The organism is Cytobacillus spongiae (genome assembly GCF_021390075.1).
Genome location: NZ_CP089997.1, coordinates 3029829 through 3055256, shown reverse-complemented (window position 1 = coordinate 3055256; position 25428 = coordinate 3029829). Strand labels below are relative to the sequence as shown.

At 38.5% G+C, this 25428-nt stretch carries 29 protein-coding genes and 1 other annotated feature; all 29 genes read left to right on the top strand.

The genetic code is table 11. The features are described from left to right. Positions 1-5: 5 nt before the first annotated feature. The 29 genes from LS684_RS15510 (at position 6) to LS684_RS15370 (ending at position 24892) form a co-directional block, all read left to right on the top strand. Positions 6-767, top strand: a complete 762-nt coding sequence (locus LS684_RS15510; protein ID WP_233807261.1) for a PRC-barrel domain-containing protein — start codon at positions 6-8, stop codon at positions 765-767. 20 nt (positions 768-787) lie between these two features. Next, positions 788-2158 (top strand): VanW family protein, encoded by a 1371-nt coding sequence (locus tag LS684_RS15505; protein WP_233807260.1) that lies wholly within the window; start codon positions 788-790, stop codon positions 2156-2158. Positions 2159-2184: 26 nt separating this feature from the next. Then, entirely contained in the window at positions 2185-3846 is a 1662-nt protein-coding gene (locus tag LS684_RS15500) for a GspE/PulE family protein (RefSeq protein WP_233807258.1), read from the top strand. Between the two features lie 11 nt (positions 3847-3857). Continuing rightward, entirely contained in the window at positions 3858-4898 is a 1041-nt protein-coding gene (locus tag LS684_RS15495; protein ID WP_233807257.1) for a type IV pilus twitching motility protein PilT, read from the top strand. After that, positions 4898-6112: a type II secretion system F family protein gene (locus tag LS684_RS15490; protein WP_233807256.1), complete on the top strand. Its 1215-nt coding sequence runs from the start codon at positions 4898-4900 to the stop codon at positions 6110-6112. Before LS684_RS15495 ends, LS684_RS15490 begins: the two co-directional genes overlap by 1 nt. Positions 6113-6219: 107 nt before the next feature. Next, positions 6220-6729 (top strand): type II secretion system protein, encoded by a 510-nt coding sequence (locus tag LS684_RS15485; protein WP_233807255.1) that lies wholly within the window; start codon positions 6220-6222, stop codon positions 6727-6729. A 20-nt stretch (positions 6730-6749) separates the two neighbouring features. Then, positions 6750-7502, top strand: a complete 753-nt coding sequence (locus tag LS684_RS15480) for a prepilin peptidase (protein WP_233811678.1) — start codon at positions 6750-6752, stop codon at positions 7500-7502. A gap of 18 nt (positions 7503-7520) precedes the next feature. After that, entirely contained in the window at positions 7521-8513 is a 993-nt protein-coding gene (pilM, locus tag LS684_RS15475) for a type IV pilus biogenesis protein PilM (RefSeq protein ID WP_233807254.1), read from the top strand. A 2-nt stretch (positions 8514-8515) separates the two neighbouring features. Beyond that, the gene (locus tag LS684_RS15470) at positions 8516-9154 is read left to right on the top strand and encodes a fimbrial protein (RefSeq protein WP_233807253.1); all 639 of its coding nucleotides are present in this window, start codon (positions 8516-8518) and stop codon (positions 9152-9154) included. Further along, entirely contained in the window at positions 9151-9975 is an 825-nt protein-coding gene (locus tag LS684_RS15465) for a pilus assembly protein PilO (RefSeq protein WP_233807252.1), read from the top strand. Before LS684_RS15470 ends, LS684_RS15465 begins: the two co-directional genes overlap by 4 nt. Positions 9976-10022: 47 nt before the next feature. Beyond that, complete coding sequence (locus tag LS684_RS15460) at positions 10023-10478, top strand: type II secretion system protein (protein WP_233807250.1); 456 nt, start codon at positions 10023-10025, stop codon at positions 10476-10478. Between the two features lie 112 nt (positions 10479-10590). After that, entirely contained in the window at positions 10591-11649 is a 1059-nt protein-coding gene (locus LS684_RS15455; RefSeq protein ID WP_233807248.1) for an SPOR domain-containing protein, read from the top strand. 289 nt (positions 11650-11938) lie between these two features. Beyond that, positions 11939-12511: a Maf family protein gene (locus LS684_RS15450; RefSeq protein ID WP_233807246.1), complete on the top strand. Its 573-nt coding sequence runs from the start codon at positions 11939-11941 to the stop codon at positions 12509-12511. Between the two features lie 61 nt (positions 12512-12572). Next, complete coding sequence (gene radC / locus LS684_RS15445) at positions 12573-13244, top strand: RadC family protein (RefSeq protein WP_233811677.1); 672 nt, start codon at positions 12573-12575, stop codon at positions 13242-13244. A 156-nt stretch (positions 13245-13400) separates the two neighbouring features. Then, on the top strand, positions 13401-14423 hold the full coding sequence (locus LS684_RS15440) for a rod shape-determining protein (RefSeq protein WP_233807244.1): 1023 nt from the start codon (positions 13401-13403) through the stop codon (positions 14421-14423). A 78-nt stretch (positions 14424-14501) separates the two neighbouring features. Next, a complete protein-coding gene (mreC, locus tag LS684_RS15435) occupies positions 14502-15371 on the top strand; it encodes a rod shape-determining protein MreC (protein WP_233807242.1) in 870 nt (289 codons plus the stop codon). Further along, positions 15368-15886 (top strand): rod shape-determining protein MreD, encoded by a 519-nt coding sequence (mreD, locus tag LS684_RS15430; RefSeq protein WP_233807239.1) that lies wholly within the window; start codon positions 15368-15370, stop codon positions 15884-15886. The genes mreC and mreD overlap by 4 nt, the downstream gene beginning before the upstream one ends. 11 nt (positions 15887-15897) lie before the next feature. Further along, on the top strand, positions 15898-16095 hold the full coding sequence (locus LS684_RS15425) for a hypothetical protein (RefSeq protein ID WP_233807238.1): 198 nt from the start codon (positions 15898-15900) through the stop codon (positions 16093-16095). Between the two features lie 83 nt (positions 16096-16178). Beyond that, positions 16179-16862, top strand: a complete 684-nt coding sequence (gene minC / locus LS684_RS15420) for a septum site-determining protein MinC (RefSeq protein ID WP_284701568.1) — start codon at positions 16179-16181, stop codon at positions 16860-16862. Between the two features lies 1 nt (position 16863). Next, positions 16864-17667, top strand: a complete 804-nt coding sequence (gene minD / locus LS684_RS15415) for a septum site-determining protein MinD (RefSeq protein WP_233807237.1) — start codon at positions 16864-16866, stop codon at positions 17665-17667. Positions 17668-18045: 378 nt separating this feature from the next. Further along, the gene (locus tag LS684_RS15410) at positions 18046-18816 is read left to right on the top strand and encodes a M23 family metallopeptidase (RefSeq protein WP_233807236.1); all 771 of its coding nucleotides are present in this window, start codon (positions 18046-18048) and stop codon (positions 18814-18816) included. Beyond that, a complete protein-coding gene (locus LS684_RS15405; protein WP_233807235.1) occupies positions 18809-19675 on the top strand; it encodes a M50 family metallopeptidase in 867 nt (288 codons plus the stop codon). The genes LS684_RS15410 and LS684_RS15405 overlap by 8 nt, the downstream gene beginning before the upstream one ends. 43 nt (positions 19676-19718) lie before the next feature. Further along, positions 19719-21191, top strand: a complete 1473-nt coding sequence (locus tag LS684_RS15400) for an Rne/Rng family ribonuclease (RefSeq protein ID WP_349293066.1) — start codon at positions 19719-19721, stop codon at positions 21189-21191. Between the two features lie 76 nt (positions 21192-21267). Continuing rightward, positions 21268-21345 (top strand) — a sequence feature (ribosomal protein L21 leader region). Between the two features lie 13 nt (positions 21346-21358). Further along, on the top strand, positions 21359-21667 hold the full coding sequence (gene rplU / locus LS684_RS15395) for a 50S ribosomal protein L21 (protein WP_233807234.1): 309 nt from the start codon (positions 21359-21361) through the stop codon (positions 21665-21667). A gap of 13 nt (positions 21668-21680) precedes the next feature. Next, positions 21681-22013 carry a ribosomal-processing cysteine protease Prp gene (locus LS684_RS15390; RefSeq protein ID WP_233807233.1) on the top strand — a complete coding sequence of 111 codons (333 nt, stop codon included), beginning with the start codon at positions 21681-21683 and terminating at the stop codon, positions 22011-22013. A gap of 12 nt (positions 22014-22025) precedes the next feature. Continuing rightward, positions 22026-22316, top strand: coding sequence for a 50S ribosomal protein L27 (gene rpmA, locus LS684_RS15385; protein WP_097159102.1), 291 nt, complete (start codon positions 22026-22028; stop codon positions 22314-22316). A gap of 200 nt (positions 22317-22516) precedes the next feature. Further along, positions 22517-23050 carry a sporulation initiation phosphotransferase B gene (locus LS684_RS15380; protein ID WP_233807231.1) on the top strand — a complete coding sequence of 178 codons (534 nt, stop codon included), beginning with the start codon at positions 22517-22519 and terminating at the stop codon, positions 23048-23050. Between the two features lie 66 nt (positions 23051-23116). Continuing rightward, positions 23117-24409 carry a GTPase ObgE gene (gene obgE / locus LS684_RS15375; protein ID WP_233807229.1) on the top strand — a complete coding sequence of 431 codons (1293 nt, stop codon included), beginning with the start codon at positions 23117-23119 and terminating at the stop codon, positions 24407-24409. A 27-nt stretch (positions 24410-24436) separates the two neighbouring features. Beyond that, positions 24437-24892 carry an ACT domain-containing protein gene (locus tag LS684_RS15370; RefSeq protein WP_233807227.1) on the top strand — a complete coding sequence of 152 codons (456 nt, stop codon included), beginning with the start codon at positions 24437-24439 and terminating at the stop codon, positions 24890-24892. The last annotated feature ends 536 nt before the right edge of the window (positions 24893-25428 follow it).

The window sequence follows — 25428 nt, the reverse complement described above, 5'->3', positions numbered from 1 at the left end:
CGACTATGAAAAAAAGTGTTGAAATTATTGGATTACCGATTATTAGCATTTCAGATGGAAATCAAGTAGGTAAAGTGAAATCTTTAGTGATTAACCCGGATAAAGGTTCTGTTGATTTTTTAACCATTGAACATGAAGACTTTCAAGTAAGTGTAAAGGCGATTCCTTTTAAAAAGGTTGTTGGAATTGGTGAATATGCTGTAACAGTTGAAAGTGAAAATGCTGTAATTGATTTAAATGAAATTCCAATTGCCAATCAGTTAGTGAATAAGAAAATCAAAATTACAAACACAAAGGTTATGACTCGCAAAGGAGCGTTATTAGGAGAGATTACTGAGTATTTAGTAGATGATGAAACGGGCATGATTCTTGGTATGCAATTAAATTTACCAAGTCAAGAAGTGGCACTGCCATCTGAAGCGGTTGTTACATATGGTAAAGATATTATCATCGTAAAAGAAGATGCATCAGAATCCTTCCTTCATACAATCGAGGAGTTAGAAGGAAAGAATAAAGCTTCTGATGCCATTGAAGAAGAGCTTGCTGAGCAACCTGCTATTATTCCCTCAGAAGATGTAGAAGTAATGGCATTAAAAGAAAAGCAAATTGAAATCTTGAGCGGGAAAAAAGTAACGAAAGATATCTATGATGCAAATGGAGTGGTACTTTTTTACGAGGGTACAATTTTAACTGCTGACCATATTGAAAAAGCACAAGAGGTAGGACCAAGTATTGTTGTGGAATTGTCAATGAATGTTGAAGCTTAAAGATAAGGAGGGCGATGAATGTGAGAAATCAGCAAAGTATTAAGCTGTTTCTTGTTCTTATTATTTGTACTTTTTACATTTTCAGTTTCTCACATTTCGGCGCCTTTGCTTATGATTCAATTATGTCAAAAGACAATCGGTTTGAAGAGGGTACAACAATTGGTACGACGGATGTTGCTGGGAAGCTTGAGTCAGAAACATTGCAGCTTATCCAAGAACAACTGGTCAGTTGGAAGGCAAATTCTTCTGTCCTTTTAAAGTTTAAAGAAAAAGAGCAAATGGTAGACTTGAACCTGTTTCAATTTCGTATGGATGAAACGGTTAACTCTGCGAAAAATGGTCAAAAGAATTTGATTGTTGTCGATATGGATCAAGGGGAATTAGAGGATATTATTTATGCAGTTGCTATCGATTTATCCTCTTCCAACCTTGACATGGATAATCTATCAAGTGATTTATTGCTTAATGCGAGAATGCTAGAAGTAGGTCAATTGGAATTGAGATTAGAAGACTATTTAATAGATTCAGCGGATGAAGTTGTTGTACTTCATGAATCAACGCTTGAGGCAGCTGCCTCAAATGAGTTGAATACATTTATTGAAAAAGCTTCAACCATTGAAATTAAGCCGCAATCTCAATTTTCGTTTCTAAAATTTTTAGAAGATCTAGATATGGAGAAGCTTACTTCGAAAACAATGAACTTGATTGCTACGGGAATATATGATGCCATCTTGCCTTCTAACTTTTCGATTATTGAAAGACATATTAGTGGCGATCTTCCTTCATATGCAAAGCTTGGATTCGAAGCGAGCGTTAATCAAGACAAAAACCTCGATTTGGTATTCTCTAATCCGAACGAAGCGACGTTCTCGTTACAATTCAAAGCAGCAGGTGGAAAACTAACTGTCTCTTTAATTGGTCATAGCTTCTTAAATGAATATAAAGTTCTAAAAAAGGACGAAACAAAATTTAAGCCTAAAGAAATAATCCAATTTAACCCTCAGCTAAAGCCTACTGATAAGAAACTCAAACAAGAGGGGACAGAAGGCTTATTAGTGAAAGTGGTAAGAGAGGTTTATGATGATAAAGGAGCTTTATTAAGAACTGAACCGATTTCAGAGGATTTCTATCCGCCAATTCATCGGATTCTTTTGCAAGGATTAATTGTGGATAAAGGTCAGTCAGGATCATCTAATAGCAATTCAAACAGTTCAGGTTCATCAGCTGATGAGGATCAAACAGATCAAGATGAAGATGGCTCATCTCCTTCAGGAGATGACAATTCCGATGATGAAGAAACTGGAAATGAGGATTCTTCAAATGATCAAAGCGGTGAAGATAACGATGAAGACGATAATCTTTGGGGAAAACCAAATGAACAACCAAAATAATCACCAAATGGAGCGGGGATGATGAGATGAAACAAACCCGAAAGCGTCTTGGAGATTTACTTGTTGAAGCTGGTCTGATTTCGGAGGATCAGCTTCAATCTACATTAAAGGAAAAAAGTGCTGGGCAGAAGCTCGGGGATGCCCTATTACAAAGAGGTTTTATAACTGAACAACAGTTAATTGAAGTTCTAGAGTTCCAATTAGGAATTCCACATATAAGCTTGTATCGCTATCCATTTGATACAAAGCTGTTCTCAATTATTTCGAAAGAAACAGCGAAGCGAAACCAGCTTATCCCGCTAAAAAAAGAGGGGGATAAGCTATTTGTTGCGATGGCAGACCCGATGGATTACTTTGCGATTGATGATTTACGTTTATCGACTGGCTTCCAAATTGAAACGGCGATTGCAACAAAGGATGATATATTAAAAGCGATTAATAAATATTACAACATTGATGAGGGCTTTGAGGAGTTAATGGGAGACCTCCCTCAAACTGAAGCCGTTCCAGATGAGAAAATTACCGATCAAGATTCCCCAATTGTTAGACTCGTCAATCAATTGTTATCTAATGCCGTCACCTTAAAGGCAAGTGACATTCACATTGATCCACAGGAAACAAAGGTAGTTGTAAGGTACCGTGTAGATGGAATTTTAAGGGTTGAACGAATCTTGCCGAAACATATGCAAAGTGTACTAACTGCGAGAATAAAGATTATGTCAAACTTAGACATCACCGAGCACCGTGTCCCGCAAGATGGTCGCATCAAAGTAAATATTGACTTTCATCCAATTGATCTTCGTGTATCGACATTACCTACCGTTTATGGCGAAAAAATAGTTATGCGTATTCTAGACTTAGGGAGTGCGCTTAATGATATTAGCAAACTTGGCTTTAATAAGCTTAATTTGAAGCGGTTTATGGACATGATCGAAAAGCCAACAGGAATTGTGTTAATCACTGGTCCTACTGGCTCAGGTAAATCATCTACATTATATGCGGCACTAAACAAGCTTAACAATGAAGAAGTGAATATTATTACGATTGAAGACCCAGTTGAGTATCAAGTGGAAGGAATCAATCAAATTCAAGTGAATTCCAATGTAGGGATGACCTTTGCGAAAGGCTTGCGTTCCATTCTTCGTCAAGATCCAAATATTATCATGGTTGGAGAAATTCGAGATAAAGAAACAGTTGAAGTGGCTATTCGTGCTTCTCTAACCGGCCACCTTGTTCTAAGTACGCTTCATACGAATGATTCCTTAGGTTCGATTACACGGCTAATCGATATGGGTGTAGAGCCTTTTCTTGTGGCATCTGCAGTAAGTGGAATAGTTGCCCAACGTCTTGTTCGTAAGGTATGTCGGGATTGTGGAGAAGATCAGCCTGCAACTAAGCGAGAAATAGAAATTTTCGCTAAGAGGGGCATGAAGATTGACACAATTAGACGAGGGCGTGGCTGTTCATCATGTAATATGACAGGCTATAAAGGTCGTCTTGCCATTCATGAGGTATTAGTAATTAATGATGAAATGCGTCGCGTGATCTTAAATGGAGAATCCTTCTCGAAAATGAGGGAGCTAGCCATAAAAGCAAAGACAATCTTTTTAATTGATGATGGATTATTGAAAATAAAACAAGGATTGACTACAACGGAAGAAGTATTACGAGTAGCAATTCCTGAATAGGGGTGCGCTAGATGAAAGAAAAAATCGACTATTTACTACGCGCCGGATATGAGCTGAAAGCATCTGATATTCATTTAACAGTTGGGGTCCCACCGATCATGCGAATGAATGGCGATTTAAAAAAGTATGGAAAAGATACTTTAAAGCCTGAAGATACAGAAGGTATGGCGAAAGCGATCATTCCTGAAAATATGTGGAAGCAGTTTAAAGAAAAAGGGGAGCTCGACTTTTCTTATGGTATCCCAGGGATATCTCGCTTTCGTGTAAACACATACTTCCAACGTTCATGTGTGGCAATGGCAGTACGTGTCGTTCCGACGAAAATCCCTACTATAGAAGAGCTTGACCTTCCAAATATATTAACGAAAATTGCCGAAAAGCCACAAGGACTTGTCCTTGTAACCGGCCCAACAGGTAGTGGTAAATCTACGACACTTGCTTCAATGATACAGTATATGAATCATCATATGCGCAAGCATATTATTACGTTAGAAGACCCAATTGAATATTTACACAAACATGGAAATTCGATTATTGACCAGCGCGAAGTAGGTTTTGATACGAATAATTTTGCTAATGGACTTCGAGCTGCGTTAAGACAGGACCCAGATGTCATTCTAGTTGGAGAGATGAGAGATTTAGAGACTATACAAACAGCGATTACAGCTGCAGAAACGGGCCATTTAGTTTTTGGAACACTACATACGTCTAGTGCTCCGGCAACGATCAACCGAATAATTGATGTTTTTCCTCCGGCACAGCAGGCACAAATTCGAATTCAGCTTGCCTCTGTGTTAGTATCAATCGTGTCGCAGCGCCTTTTTCCTACTGTTGATAAACAAGGCAGAAAGGCAGCAACGGAAATTCTGATTAATAATGCGGCTGTAGCTAACCTTATTCGCAATGAGAAAATTCATCAAATCGTTAATATTATGCAAACATCTCGTGCGCAAGGGATGCATACGTTAGAGAGTAATATTAAGGAGCTCGTTAATAGAGGATCCATATCAAATGAGGTCGCGGCTCCATTCTTACAGGAGATGCATAACTAATGGCACGCTTTAAATATTCCGGTCGAACGCGTCAAGGGAAAAAGTCTGGTATGATCAGTGCTTCCTCAAGGCGGGAAGCGATGCAAAAGCTTCGAGATGAAGGAATTCGCGTAGTAGAAATGTCCGAAATAGCAGAATCTTTGTTAACGAAGGATATCTCCATCGGAAATCCGGTGAAGCTACAGCATTTTGTCATTTACTTAAGGCAGTTCTCCACCCTGCTGAAGGCAGGTGTATCAGTAGTAGAAGCTACAAGTATTTTAGCGGTCCAAACAGATAGTAAGCCACTAAGGAAGGCATTACTAGATGTGGAGCAAGAGTTGAAGGAAGGAAATCCATTATCCGATGCCACCGCCAAGCATCGAAAGATTTTTTCGCCAATGTTTATCAATATGATTCGAGCAGGTGAAGCAGGCGGGAATATGGATGATACTTTAGATCGCTTAGCCGAGCATTTTGAAAAACAGCATAATACAAGACAAAAGATTGTTTCAGCTCTTGCCTATCCTGTTGTAGTCGGGATTATTGCCATCGCGGTTGTGATCTTTTTGCTAGTATCAGTTGTTCCGACATTTGTCGATATGTTTGCAGACTTTGGCGGTGAGCTTCCTGCGATTACGCAATTTGTATTAAACTCTAGTAAATTTATGCAAAAATTTTGGTGGCTCATCGTATTGATGATGCTCGCATTTGTCGTTTTTATTTTCATGTTAAGAAGAAATAAGCAAACCAAATACTATCTAGATTATTTTATTTTACGTATTCCGATTTTCGGGAAAATGCTGCAAAAGGCAGTGCTAGCAAGAATGACAAGAACATTAAGCTCATTATTTACTAGCTCAGTCCCAATCCTTCAAGCAATGTCCATTGTAGAAAATGTCGTTGAAAATGAAGTCATTGCCCGCGTTGTTAGAAGGTCACGAGACTCACTCGAAAAGGGACAATCATTGACAGACCCAATGAGAGCACACTGGGCCTTTCCGCCCCTTATCACTCAAATGATTTCCATTGGGGAGGAAACAGGGGCACTTGACGCAATGCTTGGCAAAGTAGCTGATTTCTACGAAAAAGAAGTGGAAAATAGCACGGACCGAATTAAATCCTTAATCGAACCGTTAATGATTGTCGTCCTCGCTGCACTCGTGGGAACAATCGTAACCTCAATCATGGTTCCGATGTTTGAAATATTTAATCAAGTTGGTAATACACAGTAGTAAAAAAATGTTAACAATTTTATCTATGTAATAATGTCTATTTTCTGTATAATGTTAATAGAGTACTAATATCATAGGTAAAAATATCTAAAAAGGAGAGATTTTCTATGTTTCAACAAATGAAAAAACGTTTGAAAGATCAGCGTGGATTGACATTAATTGAATTACTAGCAGTAGTCGTCATCCTAGGGATTATCGCGGCCATTGCGATTCCTAGTATTGGTGGGTTGATTGATAACTCTAGAAAAGATGCACATGTTTCTAATGCACAACAAATGGTATCAGCAGCAAAAATGGCTGTTTCTGCTGATACTGATATACTTCCATCAACTGTAAATGAAGAAGTATACCTACCATTAGAATTCTTGGAGTCAAGTGGTTATTTAGAAACACTAAAAGATCCTGATGGAGATGAAACAAGTGCTAATGGGTACAAGAGAGGAACAGCGACTGCTGAATCTTCTACACAAGTAAATACTTCATATGTAGTGATTGAAAAGACTGCTCAAAATCAATTTGAATATAGTGTATTTTTAGATGGTAATAGTAGAAATATTGGTACAAGCACTGTACCAATTGCTGATAGCTTAATAGATAGAGATGAAGTAAAAGAATAATATTCCATATGAATTTTTCAATATTATTATTTATTTTTTTCCTCGGCCTCATCCTCGGCTCCTTCTACAACGTAGTAGGACTGAGAGTGCCGGCTAATCAGTCAATCGTTGCGCCAAGGTCGGCATGCCCGAATTGCAAGCATCAGTTAACAGCCTTGGAGCTTATACCGGTTTTTTCTTATGTAGTTCAAGGGGGGAAATGCCGCCAATGTCGGGTTGGCATTTCGCCCATTTATCCAATAGTCGAGCTAATGACAGGGCTTTTGTTTGTTAGTGCGCCACTAGTTTTAGGCTGGACAAGCGAGCTTTTTGTCGCTTGGACGTTAATTTCTTTGTTTATGATTATTTTTGTTTCTGACCTCACCTATATGCTGATCCCTGATAAAATACTGTTGGCATTTGCGGGGATTTTTTTATTTGAGCGCCTATTTAATCCACTTACACCTTGGTGGGACTCTTTGTTAGGTGGAGCGATTGGCTTTAGTTTGCTGCTCCTCATTGCTGTCGTAAGTAAAGGTGGAATGGGCGGCGGAGACATTAAGCTGTTTGCTTTAATTGGCTTTGTTGTGGGAACGAAAACATTACTGCTTTCGTTTTTCCTAGCAACTCTAGTTGGTGCCCTCTTTGGCGGATTCGGACTTGCGTTCAAGCTACTGCAAAAAGGAAAACCGATCCCATTCGGACCATTTATTGCACTTGGGACACTAATCGCCTATTATTTTGGTGATTCAATAATCACCTGGTACTTACATTTATTAACTATAGGAATCTAAAAGTAAGGGGAATTGGACATGGCCTTCTCGTTGTTTTCTCGTAAAAATCGCATAATTAACCTAGTCATTACGGACCATTCGATTCGTTATGTTGAATTAAAGCAATCGAATCCACCAATGGCACAAAACTATGGGGAACGATACCTTCCACATGGTATTATCACAAACGGGAAAATAGTAGATTACGAGACATTGTCAACGATTTTAGAAGAATGTGTTCGCGAATGGAAGATTGCCAAGCGGCCTGTGCGCTTTATCGTGCCAGATTCGTTTGTCATTATCCGGAAAGTTACAGTTCCATCTGATGTGAAGGATGATGAAATCAAGGGATACTTGTATCTTGAGCTCGGGTCTACTATTCATCTTCCTCTTGAAGATCCTGTGTTTGACGCGAAAATATTGTTCACTGAGGAAAATAAAAAGCAGGTACTCATATTTGCAGCTCCAGAACAAAGTGTGATGGAGTATTCAAATTTACTACTTGAACAAAAGCTGAACCCGATTGCAGCTGATATTTCTCCGCTTGCCCTTTATCGTTTGTATTATCAACTGGACCAAGCAGCAACGGGAGAAAGGCTGATGATGATTCAATTGGATGTACAAACAGCTAATATTTGCATTTTCGAAAATCATACACCATTTTTTATGCATCATCTTCCAATCGACTATGATGAAACGAAATGGGAATTACAATTAAACCGAACAGGTGAATATGAGCTGAAATATATTGGAGAAACAAACGAATTGATGCGGCAATTCTCGGATGTTTATAAAGAGGTTAGTCGGCTGATGGACTTTTACCGCTATTCCCTACACCAAGGCAAAGAGCAAGTAAACAAGCTCCTCCTTCATGGGGACCATCCTCTTATAGCAGGAATAAAAGAAGAAATGAGCCAACAATTTGATGTACCTATCGAGATCATTCAAGAAGATCGTATCGAACAAGGAAAAGAAGGGCCACTTCCAAGAAACCATTATATTGCTATGGGACTGGCATTAAAAGAGGTGTAAGAATGCTCGTAGAAATTAATCTTTTACCGAAAAAAGAATCAAAAAGCTTTGCGCTTTTAATTATTGCGGGTATTCTTATTCTCCTTCTTCTAGCTAGTAGTTTTCTCATTTACTGGTTTGGACGAGGCTATACTCAAGATAGGAATCATCTGCAGAAACAAATTTCGGCAACCCAAGAGCTCGTTGCAATCGAACAGCAAAAGCTTGTAGACTTTGAGGCTTCCAATTCTGTTACTGAGCTAAACAATACGGTTGGTTGGGCGAAGCAATACCCAATTAAAACGGTGCCTGTTATCCAGCAATTATCCTCATTGCTTCCAGACCGTGGCTTCATGCTCGATTTTACATATGAAGAAACGGGTAATATTCAGCTTTCAGTTCAGTTTGACACGAGTCGTGAGGCTGCATACTATTTGACCTCCTTGCTAGACTCAGAGTGGGTGGAAGATGTTCGGCTTCTTGCGTTAACTACTGGAGAATGGATATATGACGAGCCTGATGGTCAAAGTGAAACCCGTTTAAAAAACGACCCTTATATCCCAAGATATGTAGGAGATTATGAAATTACGCTCAATAGGTCGTTTATTAAAGAAGAAGTAACCAAAGAAGAGTCTTCTGGGCAAGGAGGGGAAGATTCATGAGCCTATCAAGAAAAGAAAAGCTAATCGCCATTATTTTATCTCTTTTATTAGTAGCGACAATTGCAGCTGGTTACTTCCTCTACCTTCAGCCGAAGAAAGCAGAGGTAGAACGTACGGAAAAAGAACTGCAAATGGAAGAACAACTATTAACAGTCATTCAAGGGAAAGTGATGGCTGCGAGTACGACAACTTTTGAAAGTACAGTAGAGCTTCAAAAACAAGTACCGGTCAAACCTTTGCTATCAAAGCTTTTACTTGATATAGAAAAAGCAGAAATTATTTCTGAAAGCTTCGTGACAAATATGAGTTTTACAGATGGTGAAATTACTATAGAGAATATAAGTCAAATAGAAGAAAAGGTAGAAGAAGACTTAAATGGTGATATGACAGGTAACGGAGAATCAACTGAAGGTACAGAATCCACCGATACTGGACAAGCAGATGCTTCTCCAAAAGAAAATACGATTCCACTACCAACGGGCGTAAAAAAAATCACAGTAAATTTAAGTGTAGAGTCTCCTACTTATTTCGAATTAGAAAAATTCATTGAAACATTAGAAGACAATTTGAGAATTGTAGTTGTAGAGTCCATCGAGTTCAATGGATATGAGGAAATAATAAAGCTTGAACAGCAAATAGAACCATTATCATATAATCTTGCCGTCTCTGCTTTTTATATGCCAACATTACTTGACCTACAAAATCAATTGCCAATTATAGAAGTACCAATCCCTAGTAATAAAAAGAACCCTTTAAATACATTCCCAGACTTAAAGGACGAGGAAAAGGATATGAACGCCAGCTCAGAAACTACTAACTAGATGATGGGGCCTTTTCTACCTCCTTTTGTTTGAAAGAGGAGGAGGGCATGTTAAGTAAACAGATTAATAATGATAGAGGCTTAACGTTAATTGAGCTCTTAGCTGTTATTGTCATTCTAGGAATTATTTCAGCTATTGCTACAATAGCTATATTAAATGTAATACAAAAAGCAAAGGATCAAGCAATTGTCGCTAATTCTTATGCACTTAGGGATTCTGCAACCTTTTATGTAAAGGATAAGATACTAAGTGAAGAAGTAGTGCCGACACAGCTTTCCTATCAAACATTAGTGAATGAAGATTATATCGAAAAAATAAGGGATCCTGATACAAATTCATACTTAGACCCTGCTGTAAATACCTCGTATGTAGTCGTAAGTGGTGAAAGGATTACGGCGGTTTGCTTCAAAGGCTTGAAAAGAAACCTGTGCACAAAGAATGGTATCGAAACGCCTATCCCAATAGCTGAACTATCAACCAAACTAATCCAATCGAATAATTGAATAATTTGACGAAAGCATTCAATAACAAGACGACAAAAGTCTTGTTATTTTTTTTTGTTAGTATGTTAGGATGATAAAAAATCAGCAATCGACAAGGAAGGAGGCGAATAGCTTGGACAAGCTAGCGAATGGGAAAACGAAAACGATTACAATAAAAATTAATGGAAAAGATCGAACGTTTGAAGATAAACAATTTCACCCACAAGGTCAACAGGCCGAAAGTGATAGTGATACAAAGTCTGTTTCCTTTCACGAAACTGCGGCATCACAAGAAGCCGTTGAGGATGAGAGCTTTGATTGGATTCTTCCAGAACTCGATGATGATGTACAGGTAGAGGTAAAAGAATATAAGCTAGGAAACTCGGAAAAAAAGACAAAGAAGAAAGGAATCTCTCAATTACAAAGCGCATTAAACAGAAAGAATGATAAAGGATTCCTACCTTCAATATTCCTTGCTTTTGTCTTTGCCGTTCTATTAGGGACAAGCTTTGGGTTCATTATGTTAAAGCTTGTCATAACGGATGGTGGTATAGTGGGCGGTACCCCTACCCCTACAGCGAGTTCAGGTTCAGATGAATCCCTTACACCAGGAACTGCCGAAGCTACATTGCAACCAATCGTAAGCTTTGTCATTCAAGGTGGAGTGTATTCGGATATAGAGGCTGCTAAAGAAATTCAAGCTTCCATTAATGAAAAAGGGATACCAAGCCAAATTATTGAAATCGATGACCAAGCCTATTTATTTCTAGGGGTAGCAGATAGTTTAGAAGATGCTAAAGCAATTGGTACTCAACTAAAAAGCAAAGGTGTCGATACGTATGCGAAGGAATTGTCATTTGGTGGAGCGTCAGTAGCAAGTTTGGAAGAAAATGAAAAGCTTCTATTAGAACAAAGTAGACCTTTGTATCAATTATTAGCAGCGGGGGTGGGTACGATAACCTTATCAAATGAAATCCCGAAGCAATTACTAGATAGCATTGAGAAGCAAGGAAGTTCCTTTATTGATGTGAATCCTGATAATATTACTAACAAAAACATCCAGCAAATGCAAATTGACTTACAAACGGTCATGAATCAAATGATATCCTATCAACAAAAGCCGGAGCAAAAGCTAATAAATAATATGCAGCAGAGAATGTTATCATTTCTAGCTATGTATCATTCAATGTAAACACTCAAATGAAACTAAAACAAAATGTCGTATTTTGTATATTTTCTGGGAAATATCATAAATTAATGAAGCCTGTCGAATTTTCCGGCGGGCTTTATGTATGTAGAAGGTCTTCTTCAGTTTCATAGTACAACTGAGAAGTCTTCAGACTTAAACATTTTAGGAGATGTCATTTGCTAGAAAAAAATTCTAATTATTCTAGTTAAAAATTGTGAGAATTGAGGATATTTGATACGATAGGAATGTATTTCTCTTTTTGATTTTTTCTGATAAGGAAAGGTGATTATGTATGATGCCCCTCATTTTAGCCTCAGCTTCTCCACGTCGAAAAGAACTTCTTGAAAATCTTCATTTAACATTTCAAGTCATCAGTAGTGATGTTGATGAAACCTTTAATGAGAAGCTTACGCCGAGTGATGTAGTTATGGAGCTAGCATTGCGAAAAGCGAGAGATATTCGTGCGAAGCATGGGAATTCCTATGTGATTGGATCTGATACAGTAGTGGTATCGAATCAACAAATACTTGGAAAGCCAACCGATAGCGATGAAGCATATAAAATGTTGAAGATGCTATCAGGTCAAACACATTCGGTTTATACGGGTGTTGCAATTGTTGCTCCAGAAAAACTAGTAAATTTCTATGAAAAAACAGATGTGGAGTTTTGGGAGTTAACAGATGAAGAAATTGAATCCTATATTCGTACAGGGGAGCCTATGGATAAAGCAGGTGCCTATGGAATACAAGGGCTTGGAAGCTTGCTTGTAAAGAAGATAGAGGGGGATTATTTCTCAGTTGTTGGATTGCCTCTTTCAAGAACCATTCGCGAACTAAAGCAATTAGGGTTTGAACTGCCATATTAGACCACGCCATCTGGACTCCCTGATTCACAAGGGAGGAAGAAAATTGAATTCAGAAACATTAATGATCCGTGATTTTCCTGTGGACGAACGACCAAGAGAACGTTTCATACACAGTGGTCCAGAGAGTCTGTCTAATCATGAACTGATTGCCCTTTTACTGCGAACGGGGACAAAGGATGAGTCTGTCCTCCAATTAGCGAACCGGCTGCTAACCCATTTTGAGGGCTTACGCTTGCTTAAAGAAGCTACTCTTGCGGAAATTACCTCAATTAAGGGGATAGGTGAAGCAAAAGCCATTCAAGTATTAGCAGCTGTTGAAATTGGTCGACGAATCTCAAATTTATCGTATGATGATCGTTATGTCATTCGTTCTCCAGAAGATGGGGCCAAATACGTAATGAATGATATGCGGTTTCTTACCCAGGAACATTTCGTTTGTCTATATTTAAACACCAAAAATCAAGTGCTTCACAAACAAACCATCTTCGTTGGCAGCTTAAATGCATCGATCGTACATCCAAGGGAGGTCTTTAAGGAAGCATTTAGGCGGTCAGCAGCCTCAATTATTTGTCTCCATAACCATCCTTCGGGAGACCCTTCACCAAGTAAAGAAGATATTGAAGTGACCAAACGATTAGCAGAATGCGGTAAAATCATTGGGATTGATGTATTAGACCATTTAATCATAGGGGAGAATAAATTTGTCAGCTTGAAGGAAAAAGGGTACTTATAATACTATGATTTTAATTAGCGTTAAGCTATAATATTGTTTGTGATTTTTGAGATTGTCTAAAAGTTAAAAGTTCATTTTCATTTAGATATATAATCACCTGTTTAGCATATACCTTATTATGAATTAGTACTTCGTATCAGAAAGGGAGATACAACTATGTTTGGAATTGGGACAAGAGATCTCGGAATTGATTTAGGAACAGCAAATACCCTCGTTTATGTAAAAGGGAAGGAAATCGTTTTAAGAGAGCCATCTGTCGTGGCTTTGCAAACTGATACAAAAAATATCGTGGCTGTTGGAAACGACGCCAAGAATATGATTGGTCGAACTCCAGGGAATGTCGTGGCGCTTCGCCCAATGAAAGATGGCGTAATTGCTGATTACGAAACTACTGCAACCATGATGAAATATTATATTAGACAAGCTACGAAAAACAAGGGACTTTTTTCAGGAAAGCCTTATGTTATGGTGTGTGTGCCATCAGGAATTACAGCAGTAGAAGAGCGAGCCGTTATTGATGCGACAAGACAAGCAGGCGCAAGGGATGCCTATCCTATTGAAGAGCCCTTTGCTGCAGCAATTGGTGCGAATTTACCTGTTTGGGAGCCAACTGGTAGTATGGTTGTAGATATTGGCGGCGGGACAACAGAGGTAGCTATTATTTCACTTGGCGGTATTGTAACAAGCCAATCGATTCGTATTGCTGGGGATGAAATGGATGATGCAATCATCAACTATATCCGCAAAACGTATAATTTGATGATTGGAGATCGGACAGCTGAAACAATTAAAGTAGAAGTGGGCTCTGCAGGTGATCCTGAAGGGATTGAAAATATGGAAATCCGTGGACGCGATTTGTTAACCGGTCTTCCGAAGACAATTGAGATTACGGCTGAAGAAATTGCAAAAGCATTAAATGATACAGTATATGCGATTGTTGATGCAGTAAAGGTGACACTAGAAAAAACTCCACCTGAGTTAGCTGCTGATATAATGGATCGTGGGATTGTCTTAACTGGGGGCGGCGCCCTGTTACGTAACTTAGATAAAGTAATTAGTGAAGAAACGAAAATGCCTGTATTAATCGCTGAAAATCCGTTAGATTGTGTAGCAATTGGAACAGGAAAAGCATTAGATCATATTCATTTATTTAAAAATAAGTCAAAAGATTCTCGTTAAGTTATAGCGCTGTTACCTAAACAGCGCTATAACAAAAAAACAGAGAAAGCTAGACCAACAAAATTTGAGGTGTCGAAAATGCCACAATTCTTTCTGAATAAGCGTTTAATTATTTTGCTCGTCAGCATCATAATTCTCGTGGCATTGATTGGATTTTCTCTAAAAAGCAGAGATCAACTAACATGGCCAGAACAATTTATTAAGGATACAACTGGCTGGGTACAAACCGTTGTTTCAAGACCTGCCCATTATGTGGCTGGTTTTTTTGAAAATTTAGAGGATCTGCAAAATACATATCAAGAGAATAAAGAGTTAAAAAAACGCTTAGATGAGTTAGCAGTACTTGAAGCCAATGTGCAGGAGTTAAAAAAGGAAAATGTAGAATTACGAGATATACTTGATAAAAAAGATTCGTTACGAGATTTCGAGCCAAAACAAGCAACTGTAATTGGAAGGGATCCGAGTCAATGGCATGAGCTTTTAATAATAAATAAAGGGAAAAGCGCTGGAATTAAGGCGGATATGGCTGTTATTACATCAAACGGGCTAATTGGAAAAGTGAAAAGCAGCCAGCAGTTTACATCAACTGTTCAGCTATTAAGCGCAATGGATCCGACGAATCGAATTTCTGCTAAAGTAAATGGAGATCAAACCTACTACGGGACAATTGAGGGCTATGATGAAGAACGAAAATTATTAATGCTAAAAAAGATACCATATGATGCAAAAATTGAGAAGGATCAAACTGTCATCACCTCTGGTCTAGGAGGTGTTTTTCCTGGAGGACTTCCAATAGGAAAGGTTGTTGAAGTGGTTCCAGATGAATTTGGCTTAACGCAAACAGCGTATGTCAAACCAGGTGCGAACCTATATGACATTGAGCATGTAATGGTTGTTAAACGCCAAATGATTGAGCCGGGAGTAGAGGATAAGGAGGAAGAACAGTGAGAAGACTCCTTCTTCCCGTAATGTTAACGTTATTTTTCGTTCTTGAAAGTACGTTTGTCGAATTATTACCAGCAGAGGCTTTTAATAGTGACCGGATATTAGTACCTCATTTTTTATTGGTGATCATCCTGTTTTTTACAGTGTATGTGAATGAAAAACAAGGAATCATTTATAGCATTATTTTTGGACTATTATTTGACATTGTATATACAGAGATTATTGGGATTAATCTATTTATGTTTCCGCTAACCACCTATCTTGTTTCCAAAATCATGAATGTACTGCAAACAAACATCGTAATTGTAAGCTTAGTGAGTTTGATAGGGATTGTTTTTCTTGAGCTTGGTGTATATGAAATGAATTTTTTGATCCATCAAACGGATATGGTGTTTCAATCATTTCTGAATGATCGACTATTTCCAACCCTATTGTTAAATCTAGCATTTACGATAATCATTGCTCACCCGTTAAAAAAGATTTCAGAAAAACAGGCAGACTATCTAAAAAATGACTAGGTCATGATATAATGGAGAAAAGCCTTAATAAAGCCAGTCAGATTGCTTTGTTAAGGCTTCTTGTTAATCGTAAAAGAGGAGTTATGACAAAGCTTGTCGAAGATACATATAGTAAATCTTATATGATAGAATCATTGAATTTTATACTAGATTATAAGCGCTTTCGAATGGCTGAAGGAAATACATTTTATATTGAGATAAGTGTCTAGCTCCAGGAAAAGCTTCTTAACATGCTTCTAATTGACATGTGTTAGGAGCTTCTTGCGCTTTTCTAATTGAGGTGAACATCTTGATGAAAAAAATGCCAAATGTAACGATTAAAGGAACAAAGGACGGATTAACTTTACACCTAGATGATACATGTTCCTATGCAGAATTAATACAAGAACTAGATGAGAAGCTCTCTGAAAGCTCTCGGGCTCTAGAGGACAGGCAGCTAATATCTGTTCGTGTTCAGGTAGGTAATCGTTATTTATCAGATAGTCAACAAGAAGAGTTGAAAAATTTAATTCGTCAAAAGAAAAATTTAGTTGTCGATCGTATTACAACAAATGTGATGACAAAAGAAGAAGCAGAAAAATTAAAAGCCGAGAATGAAATTGTCTCTGTAGCTAGAATGATTCGTTCGGGTCAAATCCTTGAAGTGCCTGGTGATTTATTATTGATAGGAGATGTAAACCCAGGTGGAACAGTAATTGCTGGCGGAAACATATTTATCATGGGAGCTTTAAAAGGGATTGCCCATGCTGGACACAAAGGAAATAAGGATGCCGTAATCGCAGCGTCATTAATGAAGCCTTCCCAGCTGCGGATTAGCGATTGCTTTAACCGAGCACCGGATGGAACGAATGCAGAGACAGAAACACGTGAAATGGAATGTGCTTACATAGACGATCAAGACCAAATTGTTGTTGATCGATTACAAGTACTTATGCACCTGAGACCAAATTTAACTCGTTTGAAAGGGGGATGCTAAAGTGGGAGAAGCAATAGTCATTACTTCTGGCAAAGGTGGAGTAGGAAAAACAACTACCTCTGCAAATATTGGAACAGCTTTGGCTCTTCAAGGAAAAAAGGTTTGTTTAATAGATACAGATATCGGACTTCGTAACTTAGATGTGGTAATGGGATTAGAAAATCGGATTATTTACGATCTAGTCGATGTAGTGGAAAATAGATGTAAAATTCATCAAGCCCTTGTAAAGGACAAGCGATTTGATGATTTATTGTACTTACTACCTGCAGCACAAACAAGCGATAAAACCGCTGTCACTCCAGAGCAGATGAAGAGGCTTGTGAATGAATTAAAGCAGGATTATGACTATATCATTATTGATTGCCCAGCTGGTATTGAACAAGGATATAAGAATGCTGTAGCAGGTGCTGATAAAGCAATCGTTGTCACAACACCCGAAGTTTCAGCTGTCCGTGATGCAGATCGAATTATCGGATTGCTTGAGAAGGAAGAAGGTGTTGAAGCCCCGAAGCTGATCATTAACCGTATTCGCAATCATATGATGAAAAATGGCGACATGCTTGATGTAGATGAAGTAACAACACACCTCTCCATCGACTTATTGGGCATTGTTGCTGATGATGAAGAAGTAATTAAAGCTTCGAATCAAGGTGAACCAATTGCTCTAAATCCGAATAGCAAGGCTTCTATCGCATATCGAAATATTGCTCGTCGTATCCTTGGAGAGTCTGTACCATTACAGCCACTTGACGATGAAAGCAATGGTGTTTTTTCTAAACTAAAGAAGTTTTTTGGTGTGAAATAAACCAACATATTTTGAAAATGGAGTAGGTTATACACCGAATTCCATTTAAGGTCTAACCCCAAAATTACAAAGCTTGTAAAACAGCAAATCGTGAGAACCGAGGAGAGCAATCAAGTGCTCCTCGGTTTTTTTATTTTTGCTGTGTTAAACCTTATGGTTGATTATTAACAGCAAGTTGATTGGATCGAAAGGCGGGAGCTTACAGCAAGCGAGTATCTTGGAGCTGAAAACTGCACATGTTTTAAAAGTATCAAAGTATACGAAAAAAGCCTATTTTAAAGAACATTTGGACTACCCCTATTAAAATCTCCTGTCATACTCTATGTGGACAACTCATAGACTTGTACAAATTGGTTAAAAGGGAATGGTGGGGAGAAAATGCATTCTAGAGCCGATGAAGTCCGTCGAAGAATAGCAAAACGAAAAAAAGAAAGAGAAAAGATTGGGAACAATCAAAGCAGTCCAAGGTTTTGGGCAGATGATGAAGAGAGGTATGGGCTTGATAAAATGCCAGTCTATGAAGGTGGATCAAACGAAGGTAATCACCCTTTATTTAAGAAAGAGGTATTTATCTTTAAGGTTCTAGCTTCCATCACATTATTATTGGTAGTTGCTATTATGTTTAAGAATACTAGTTCTGTTTTTGATCCTGCGAGAACATTTGTTAAAAATTCAATGGATAAGGATTTTCAATTTGCAGCTGTATCTGACTGGTATGAGGAGCAGTTTGGGAAGCCTCTCGCACTACTGCCTTTTTCTGATAATGAAACATCTGATGAAGATCAATTTACAAACCAGTACGCGCTGCCAGCATCTAGAATATTAGAGGAGTTCGATACTACCGGGCAACGAATCTCCATCGAAATTGGTAAAGGTGCAGCAGTTGAAGCCATGAATGAGGGAATGGTCCGTTTTGCAGGGGAAAAAGAGGGCTTTGGCAAAACAGTTATCCTTCAGCATGGAGATAAAAGTGAAACATGGTATGGCAATTTGGATTCCATAGATGTGAATCTCTATGAATATATTAGCAAGGGGACAAAAGTAGGGGCAGCCTCCACTAGTGCGGATGGTACAAAAGGAACCTTTTATTTTGCCTTAAAAAAAGGGAATGATTTTATTGATCCGATTCAGGTGATTGAATTTGACTAAAGTACTGAGAGCATTCACATATATTCATATCCATCCGCTCTTATGGATTGTCATTGCAGTAGCTGTTGCGACCGCGCATTTTATTGAACTATCCCTTCTTCTTTTGATTATTTTCATTCATGAAATGGGACATGCGGTCGCAGCGTCTTTTTTTTCGTGGAGAATAAAAAAAATATCCCTCCTTCCTTTTGGAGGAGTAGCTGAAATGGATGAACACGGAAACCGTCCACTGAAAGAAGAGGCAATTGTCGTGCTTGCGGGCCCCATGCAGCATGCTTGGCTAATTGGAGTGGCTTTTTTGCTTTTCCAGTTTGGAATCATGTCAGCGTCGTTATACACATTATTTATCCAGTACAATATAATGATTCTTTTATTTAACTTCTTGCCAATTTGGCCATTGGATGGGGGGAAGCTCGTGTTTTTATGGTTATCCCTTAAACAGCCATTTCCGGTTGCTCATAAAAGGACGCTATGGATCTCACTTGTAGCCGTTATCCTTTTTGGCATCCTTACTTTGGTCACTAGTCCCATCAATTTAAACATTTGGATTATCATCTCCTTTTTAGGTTTTACCTTGTATCATGAATGGAAACAAGGGAGATATATTTTTATTCGCTTTCTATTGGAGAGGTATTATGGCAATAGTACAGAACTTCGGGATCTTAAACCGATTAAAGTCCAAGAGGATGAATTGGTTATTCATGTATTAGAGCAGTTTCAAAGGGGTTGTAAGCATCCGATTGTCGTACTAGAGCAAGAAAAGGAAAAGGGGATGTTGGATGAAAATGAACTGTTGCATGCCTATTTCTCGGAGAGACTATTGACAGCAAAAATTAGAGATTTGCTTTATATCTACTAACCATAGGATAATAAAGTAATTAGTAGATAAAAGTGAGGAAAACATGTTGAAGAAATTGATCATCAATTATCTTGGAAGAGAAAAACGCTATGCTTTAGTGGATGGCAAAAAAATTGAAAAGCTAATCATCGAGCAACCGAAGCATCAATCAGATGTGGGTAGCATTTATTTAGGTACTATCACAAAAGTTTTACCTGGGATGAATGCTGCGTTTGTTGATCTTGGTGAGGATCGGAATGGCTATTTACACAGGGATAAGCTCCCTGCATTTGTATTGTCTCCTCTAGAACAAAAAGTGAAAGACCAGAAAGGAATTTCGTCCTTTGTTCATCAAGGTGAAAAGCTATTGGTGCAAGTGGAGAAGGATGCGACTTTCGGGAAAGGACCTAGGCTATCAGGGCTCATTGAGTTAACTGGAGAGGCACTCATCTATATGCCACATGGAAAGTATGTAGCCGTTTCAAAAAAAATTGCCGATCAAACAGTACGGGAAGAATTTCGTCAGCTTGGCTATCAATTGAAGGATGAGGCAGAAGGGCTAATTTTTCGTACAAATGTAAAGGAGAAAACTATGGCTGAACTACGTGAAGAATTAGATCAGCTCAGAGAACAGTATGAAGATATTAGTCGAAAAGGAGAGAGGTTGAAAAAGCCTTCTTTGATTAAACGGACCGACTTATTTATGGACGAAATCCTTTTTGAGATAGAAAAAAATTCATCTATCGAAGTGCTGGTAGATGACCTTGAGCTAAAACATGTCCTAGAGTCATTCTATAAAGAAAATAAAATTAGCTTTTATCAAGGGAAAGAAAATATTTTTACCGCTCATCAAATTCAGTCTGAGGTTGAAAAAGCATTAAAAAGAATTGTATGGCTCGAAAATGGTGCTTATATCATCATCGAAGAAACGGAAGCGTTAACCATCATTGATGTAAATACAGGGAAGTTCTCAGGTAAAAGTGACCGGAGTCAAACGGTAAGGCAAACAAATCAATGGGCAGCGGCTGAAATTGGACGGCAAATTCGCCTTCGAGACCTTGCGGGCATTATCTTAATTGATTTTATCGATATGAAAGATGATTCTGATCGGAAAGAGGTCATGCATGCCCTTGAAAAGGAGCTAAAAAAAGATCATCGTCAGTCACGAATAATAGGTTTTACTTCACTTGGTATATTACAATTGACAAGGAAGAAAACAAAAGTATCACTTCAGGAGTCTCTAACAACCAGGTGTCAAACTTGTGAAGGGACAGGGAGAGTACTCAGTGCGGAAACCGTTGCCTTTCAATTAGAAAGAGAGCTTTGGGAGTACAAAACATCAGATTATGAAGCCGTTCAGGTAGAGCTCTCAGAATCTGTTCAATCTATATTCTCAGGGGAAGATCATGTTCATTTGAAACGCTTAGAAGAAGCACTTAGCTTCAAAATCCTCTTCGTTACTAGGCAGTCTCCCAAACCGTTTTTTCACATTCGTAAGCTAGGAAGTGTAAAAGAGCTAATAGAAAAAGAGAAATAAATGATTTAGAATGGGATATTCTATTGACAGGATTCTTCGAATTGTGATAGTATTTTCATGTTATTGTTTGTAGCGCACCGTGCTACAACCGCACAGATCAGGCTTAAGTTTTTGCTTTGCAAAACGCCTGTGAATGGCGAGTCTTAGTCTATAAGGAGGTGCAGTTCATGTACGCTATTATCGAAACAGGTGGAAAGCAAATTCGTGTAGAAGAAGGTCAAGCAATCTACATCGAAAAGCTAAACGCTGAAGCAGGAGAAACAGTTACTTTTGATAAGGTTTTATTCGTTGGTGGAGATAATGTAAAAGTAGGAAGCCCAGTAGTTGAAGGCGCTACAGTTACAGCTAAAGTTGAGAAACAAGGTCGTGCGAAAAAGATCATTGTTTTCAAATACAAAGCGAAGAAAAATCAACGTAAAAAGCAAGGTCATCGTCAACCGTACACTAAAGTTGTTGTTGAAAAAATCAACGCTTAAGGTATAAATTGATATGATTCATGCGACGATTACTCGTACAGAGTCCGGAAGAATTCAGTCGTTTACGATGAGCGGTCATGCATTATTTGCTAACAGAGGCAATGATATTGTCTGTGCTGGCGCTTCAGCTGTATCGTTTGGAGCAATTAACTCGATTATTGCTCTAACAGGCATTACCCCTGACATTGAACAAGGGAAAGATGGCTTTCTCCGCTGTGACGTTCCAGATCATTTATCTGAGGATATTCAAGAGAAAATTCAGCTGTTGCTTGAAGGTATGATAGTTTCATTGCAAACAATTGAAAGAGACTACGGAAAGCACATAAAAATAACCTTCAAAAACTAGGAGGTGGGAATAATGCTAAGATTAGATCTTCAGTTTTTCGCATCTAAAAAGGGAGTAGGTTCTACAAAGAACGGACGTGACTCTATCGCAAAGCGCCTTGGTGCTAAGCGTGCAGATGGTCAATTCGTAACTGGTGGTTCTATCCTTTACCGTCAACGTGGTACGAAAATCTATCCAGGTGTAAACGTAGGTCGTGGAGGAGATGACACTCTATTTGCAAAAGTAGATGGTGTTGTTAAATTCGAGCGCGTAGGTCGTGACCGTAAGCAAGTAAGTGTTTACCCTGTAGCTCAAGAAGCTTAATTTTCTAATTAGAAAACTCTAGCCCTTAGGTTAGAGTTTTCTTTATTTTGAACACCTTCTTTGCTTATAAATGAGAAGCGAGAGGTAAATAATACTAGTTTTTTTCATTTACCGAATAAATTAGCATACGTTCTCTTCTTTTTTTGTTATACTAACAGAAAATAGACTATTTGCTATACATTATTCGTAGGAGTGCATGTATGAAAAAAGATTGGGATACGGTTGAAGTGTTGCGTCATGCAAGGCATGATTGGTTAAATAAAATTCAATTAATTAAAGGGAACCTTGCTTTAAATAAGTTGGACAGAGTTAAGACAATTATTGATGAGATTGTAATGGAAGCACAGAATGATTCAAAGCTATCCAATTTGAACAGCCCTCATTTTGCCACATTACTCTTTACATACAATTGGGAGAGTCATTCGTTTCAACTAGAGTTTGAAGTGCTGAACGATTTAAATCAGATTAATTTAGACGATGAAAAGCTAACAGCATGGACGACGGAATTTTTTAGCTTGCTAGATACCTCTATTGAAGCCTTTCATCCTAACCATCTATCCATTTCGATTGAGCCACATTTGAACGGAGCCCGTTTCTTTTTTGATTTTAGCGGAATAATAAAAGAAAAAGAGCAGTTAGAAAAATTTCTGACTAGTCACCCGAGCTTTCAGGTGAATATACAGGAATGGACGGATCAGGAACTCGCATTAGAATTATTCATCCCTACTGTATAAGGGACGAATTAGCGATTCTCGTCAACTGAAATGCTACTCTAACTTACTTCGGACGGGAGGAAAAACATGTTTGTCGATCGAGTCAAAATATATGTTAAAGGTGGAGACGGTGGAAACGGTATGGTTGCGTTTCGCCGTGAAAAATACGTACCAAAAGGCGGTCCAGCAGGTGGAGATGGAGGCAAAGGAGCAGATGTTGTCTTTATTGTAGAAGAAGGTCTTCGTACATTAATGGACTTCCGCTATCAACGTCATTTTAAAGCACCACGTGGTGAACACGGAATGTCAAAAAACCAGCATGGGAAAAACGCGAAGGACATGATTATTAAAGTTCCACCTGGAACAGTAGTAACCGATGCAAATACAAACGAGGTTATTGCGGATCTAACCGAGCATGGTCAAACAGCTGTTATCGCAAAAGGTGGCCGTGGAGGTCGTGGAAACTCTCGCTTTGCAACTCCAGCAAACCCTGCCCCTGAGCTTTCAGAAAATGGAGAACCAGGACAGGAAAGAGATGTTAGCCTTGAGCTTAAGCTATTAGCAGATGTAGGATTAGTAGGTTTTCCAAGTGTAGGAAAATCCACATTGCTTTCTGTTGTGTCTTCCGCCAAACCCAAGATTGCTGAATACCACTTCACAACAATCGTTCCTAATTTAGGAATGGTTGAAACAGAAGATGGGAGAAGCTTTGTACTAGCAGACCTTCCAGGTTTAATTGAAGGCGCTCACTCTGGCGTAGGTTTAGGACATCAATTTTTAAGACATATTGAAAGAACACGTGTTATTGTACATGTTATCGATATGTCAGCAATGGAAGGAAGAGATCCATACGAGGACTATGTCACCATTAACCGGGAGTTAAAGGAATATAATCTTCGTTTAACGGAAAGACCACAAATTATTGTTGCAAATAAAATGGACATGCCTGATTCAGAGGAGAATTTGAAAAAATTCAAGGAGCAATTAGGAGAAGAATATCCAATCTTCCCAATCTCTGCTTTTACTCGCCAAGGATTAAGCAATCTGCTATTTGCCATTGCCGATAAATTAGAGGATACACCTGAATTCCCGCTAATTGATGAACAAGAAGAGGATACAGGAGTTCACCGAGTGCTTTATAAGCATGAAGCGAAAGAAACTGAATTCGTCATTACGAGAGATCCAGACGGAAGCTTTGTCGTTAGTGGAGACACCATTGAGAAGCTATTCAAGATGACGGACTTTAGTAGGGATGAATCGGTTCGCCGTTTTGCTCGTCAGATACGCGGAATGGGTGTAGATGATGCATTGAGAGAAAGAGGAGCAAAAAACGGGGACACAGTCAGATTATTAGATTACGAATTCGAGTTCCTTGATTAACCTTCTCGATTATTACGAGGTGGAAATATGAAACAGGATAAATCAGATAAGAAGTTTTATCTAGTCCGTGAAGATGTACTGCCTGAAGCAATGAAAAAAACATTAGAAGCAAAAGAAATGATAGAACGAGGAAAAGCAGAATCTGTTTGGGATGCTGTTCACCAGGTAGACTTAAGTAGAAGTGCTTTTTATAAGTACCGTGATACGGTATTCCCTTTTCATACAGTTATTAAAGAGCGACTAATTACGTTATTTTTTCATTTAGAGGACCGCTCAGGAACACTTTCCCATTTGTTAACCGTAGTGGCTTCTTCCGGTTGCAATGTGTTAACTATTCATCAAACCATACCATTACAAGGGAGAGCAAACGTCACGCTCTCCTTAAACACAAGTGGGATGGAGATTGAAATTGATGAATTAATGTCTAAGCTTAAGAAGCTTGAATTTGTAGATAAAGTAGAGGTGCTAGGATCAGGCGCGTAAAATTGCGGCTACCTAGCCCATTTTTTTATCATAAGAAATAGCTGATACGAAAAATTAGCATAATGTTGCATTAAGAAATACAAATATAGTTGGAAAGAAGTATTCCCGCTCAACATTTCTTTAAAAGATTCTCATTATGAGCGAAAATTGAGGTTCAAGGAGCGAAACGTTATCGAATGGGAGCGATTTCTCGTTAGTTCAGAGCGATATTCAAGAAAAGTGAGCGAAACCAGTCCAGACGGGAGCGAGCGCTCAGAAAAGGAGCGTTCGCTCACATTTACGAGCTAACACCATGTTCATCAAAGGAAAAATCTATCTTTTTAACAATGCCTATCAAGGGGAGCCTTGTAGTTGAAAATACTTTATCTATTTGTTTCGATGGTCCTTTTCACTATAATTTTTGTTTCCACTACGCCTCTAGCATTAAAGGTAATGATGGTTGTGTTAACGATCATTTTTTTTCTCCAACAATTAATACTTTCATCTTCCAATATGGAGCTATTTGGCGAAAAGTTCAAGCGGCTCTTTACACCTCA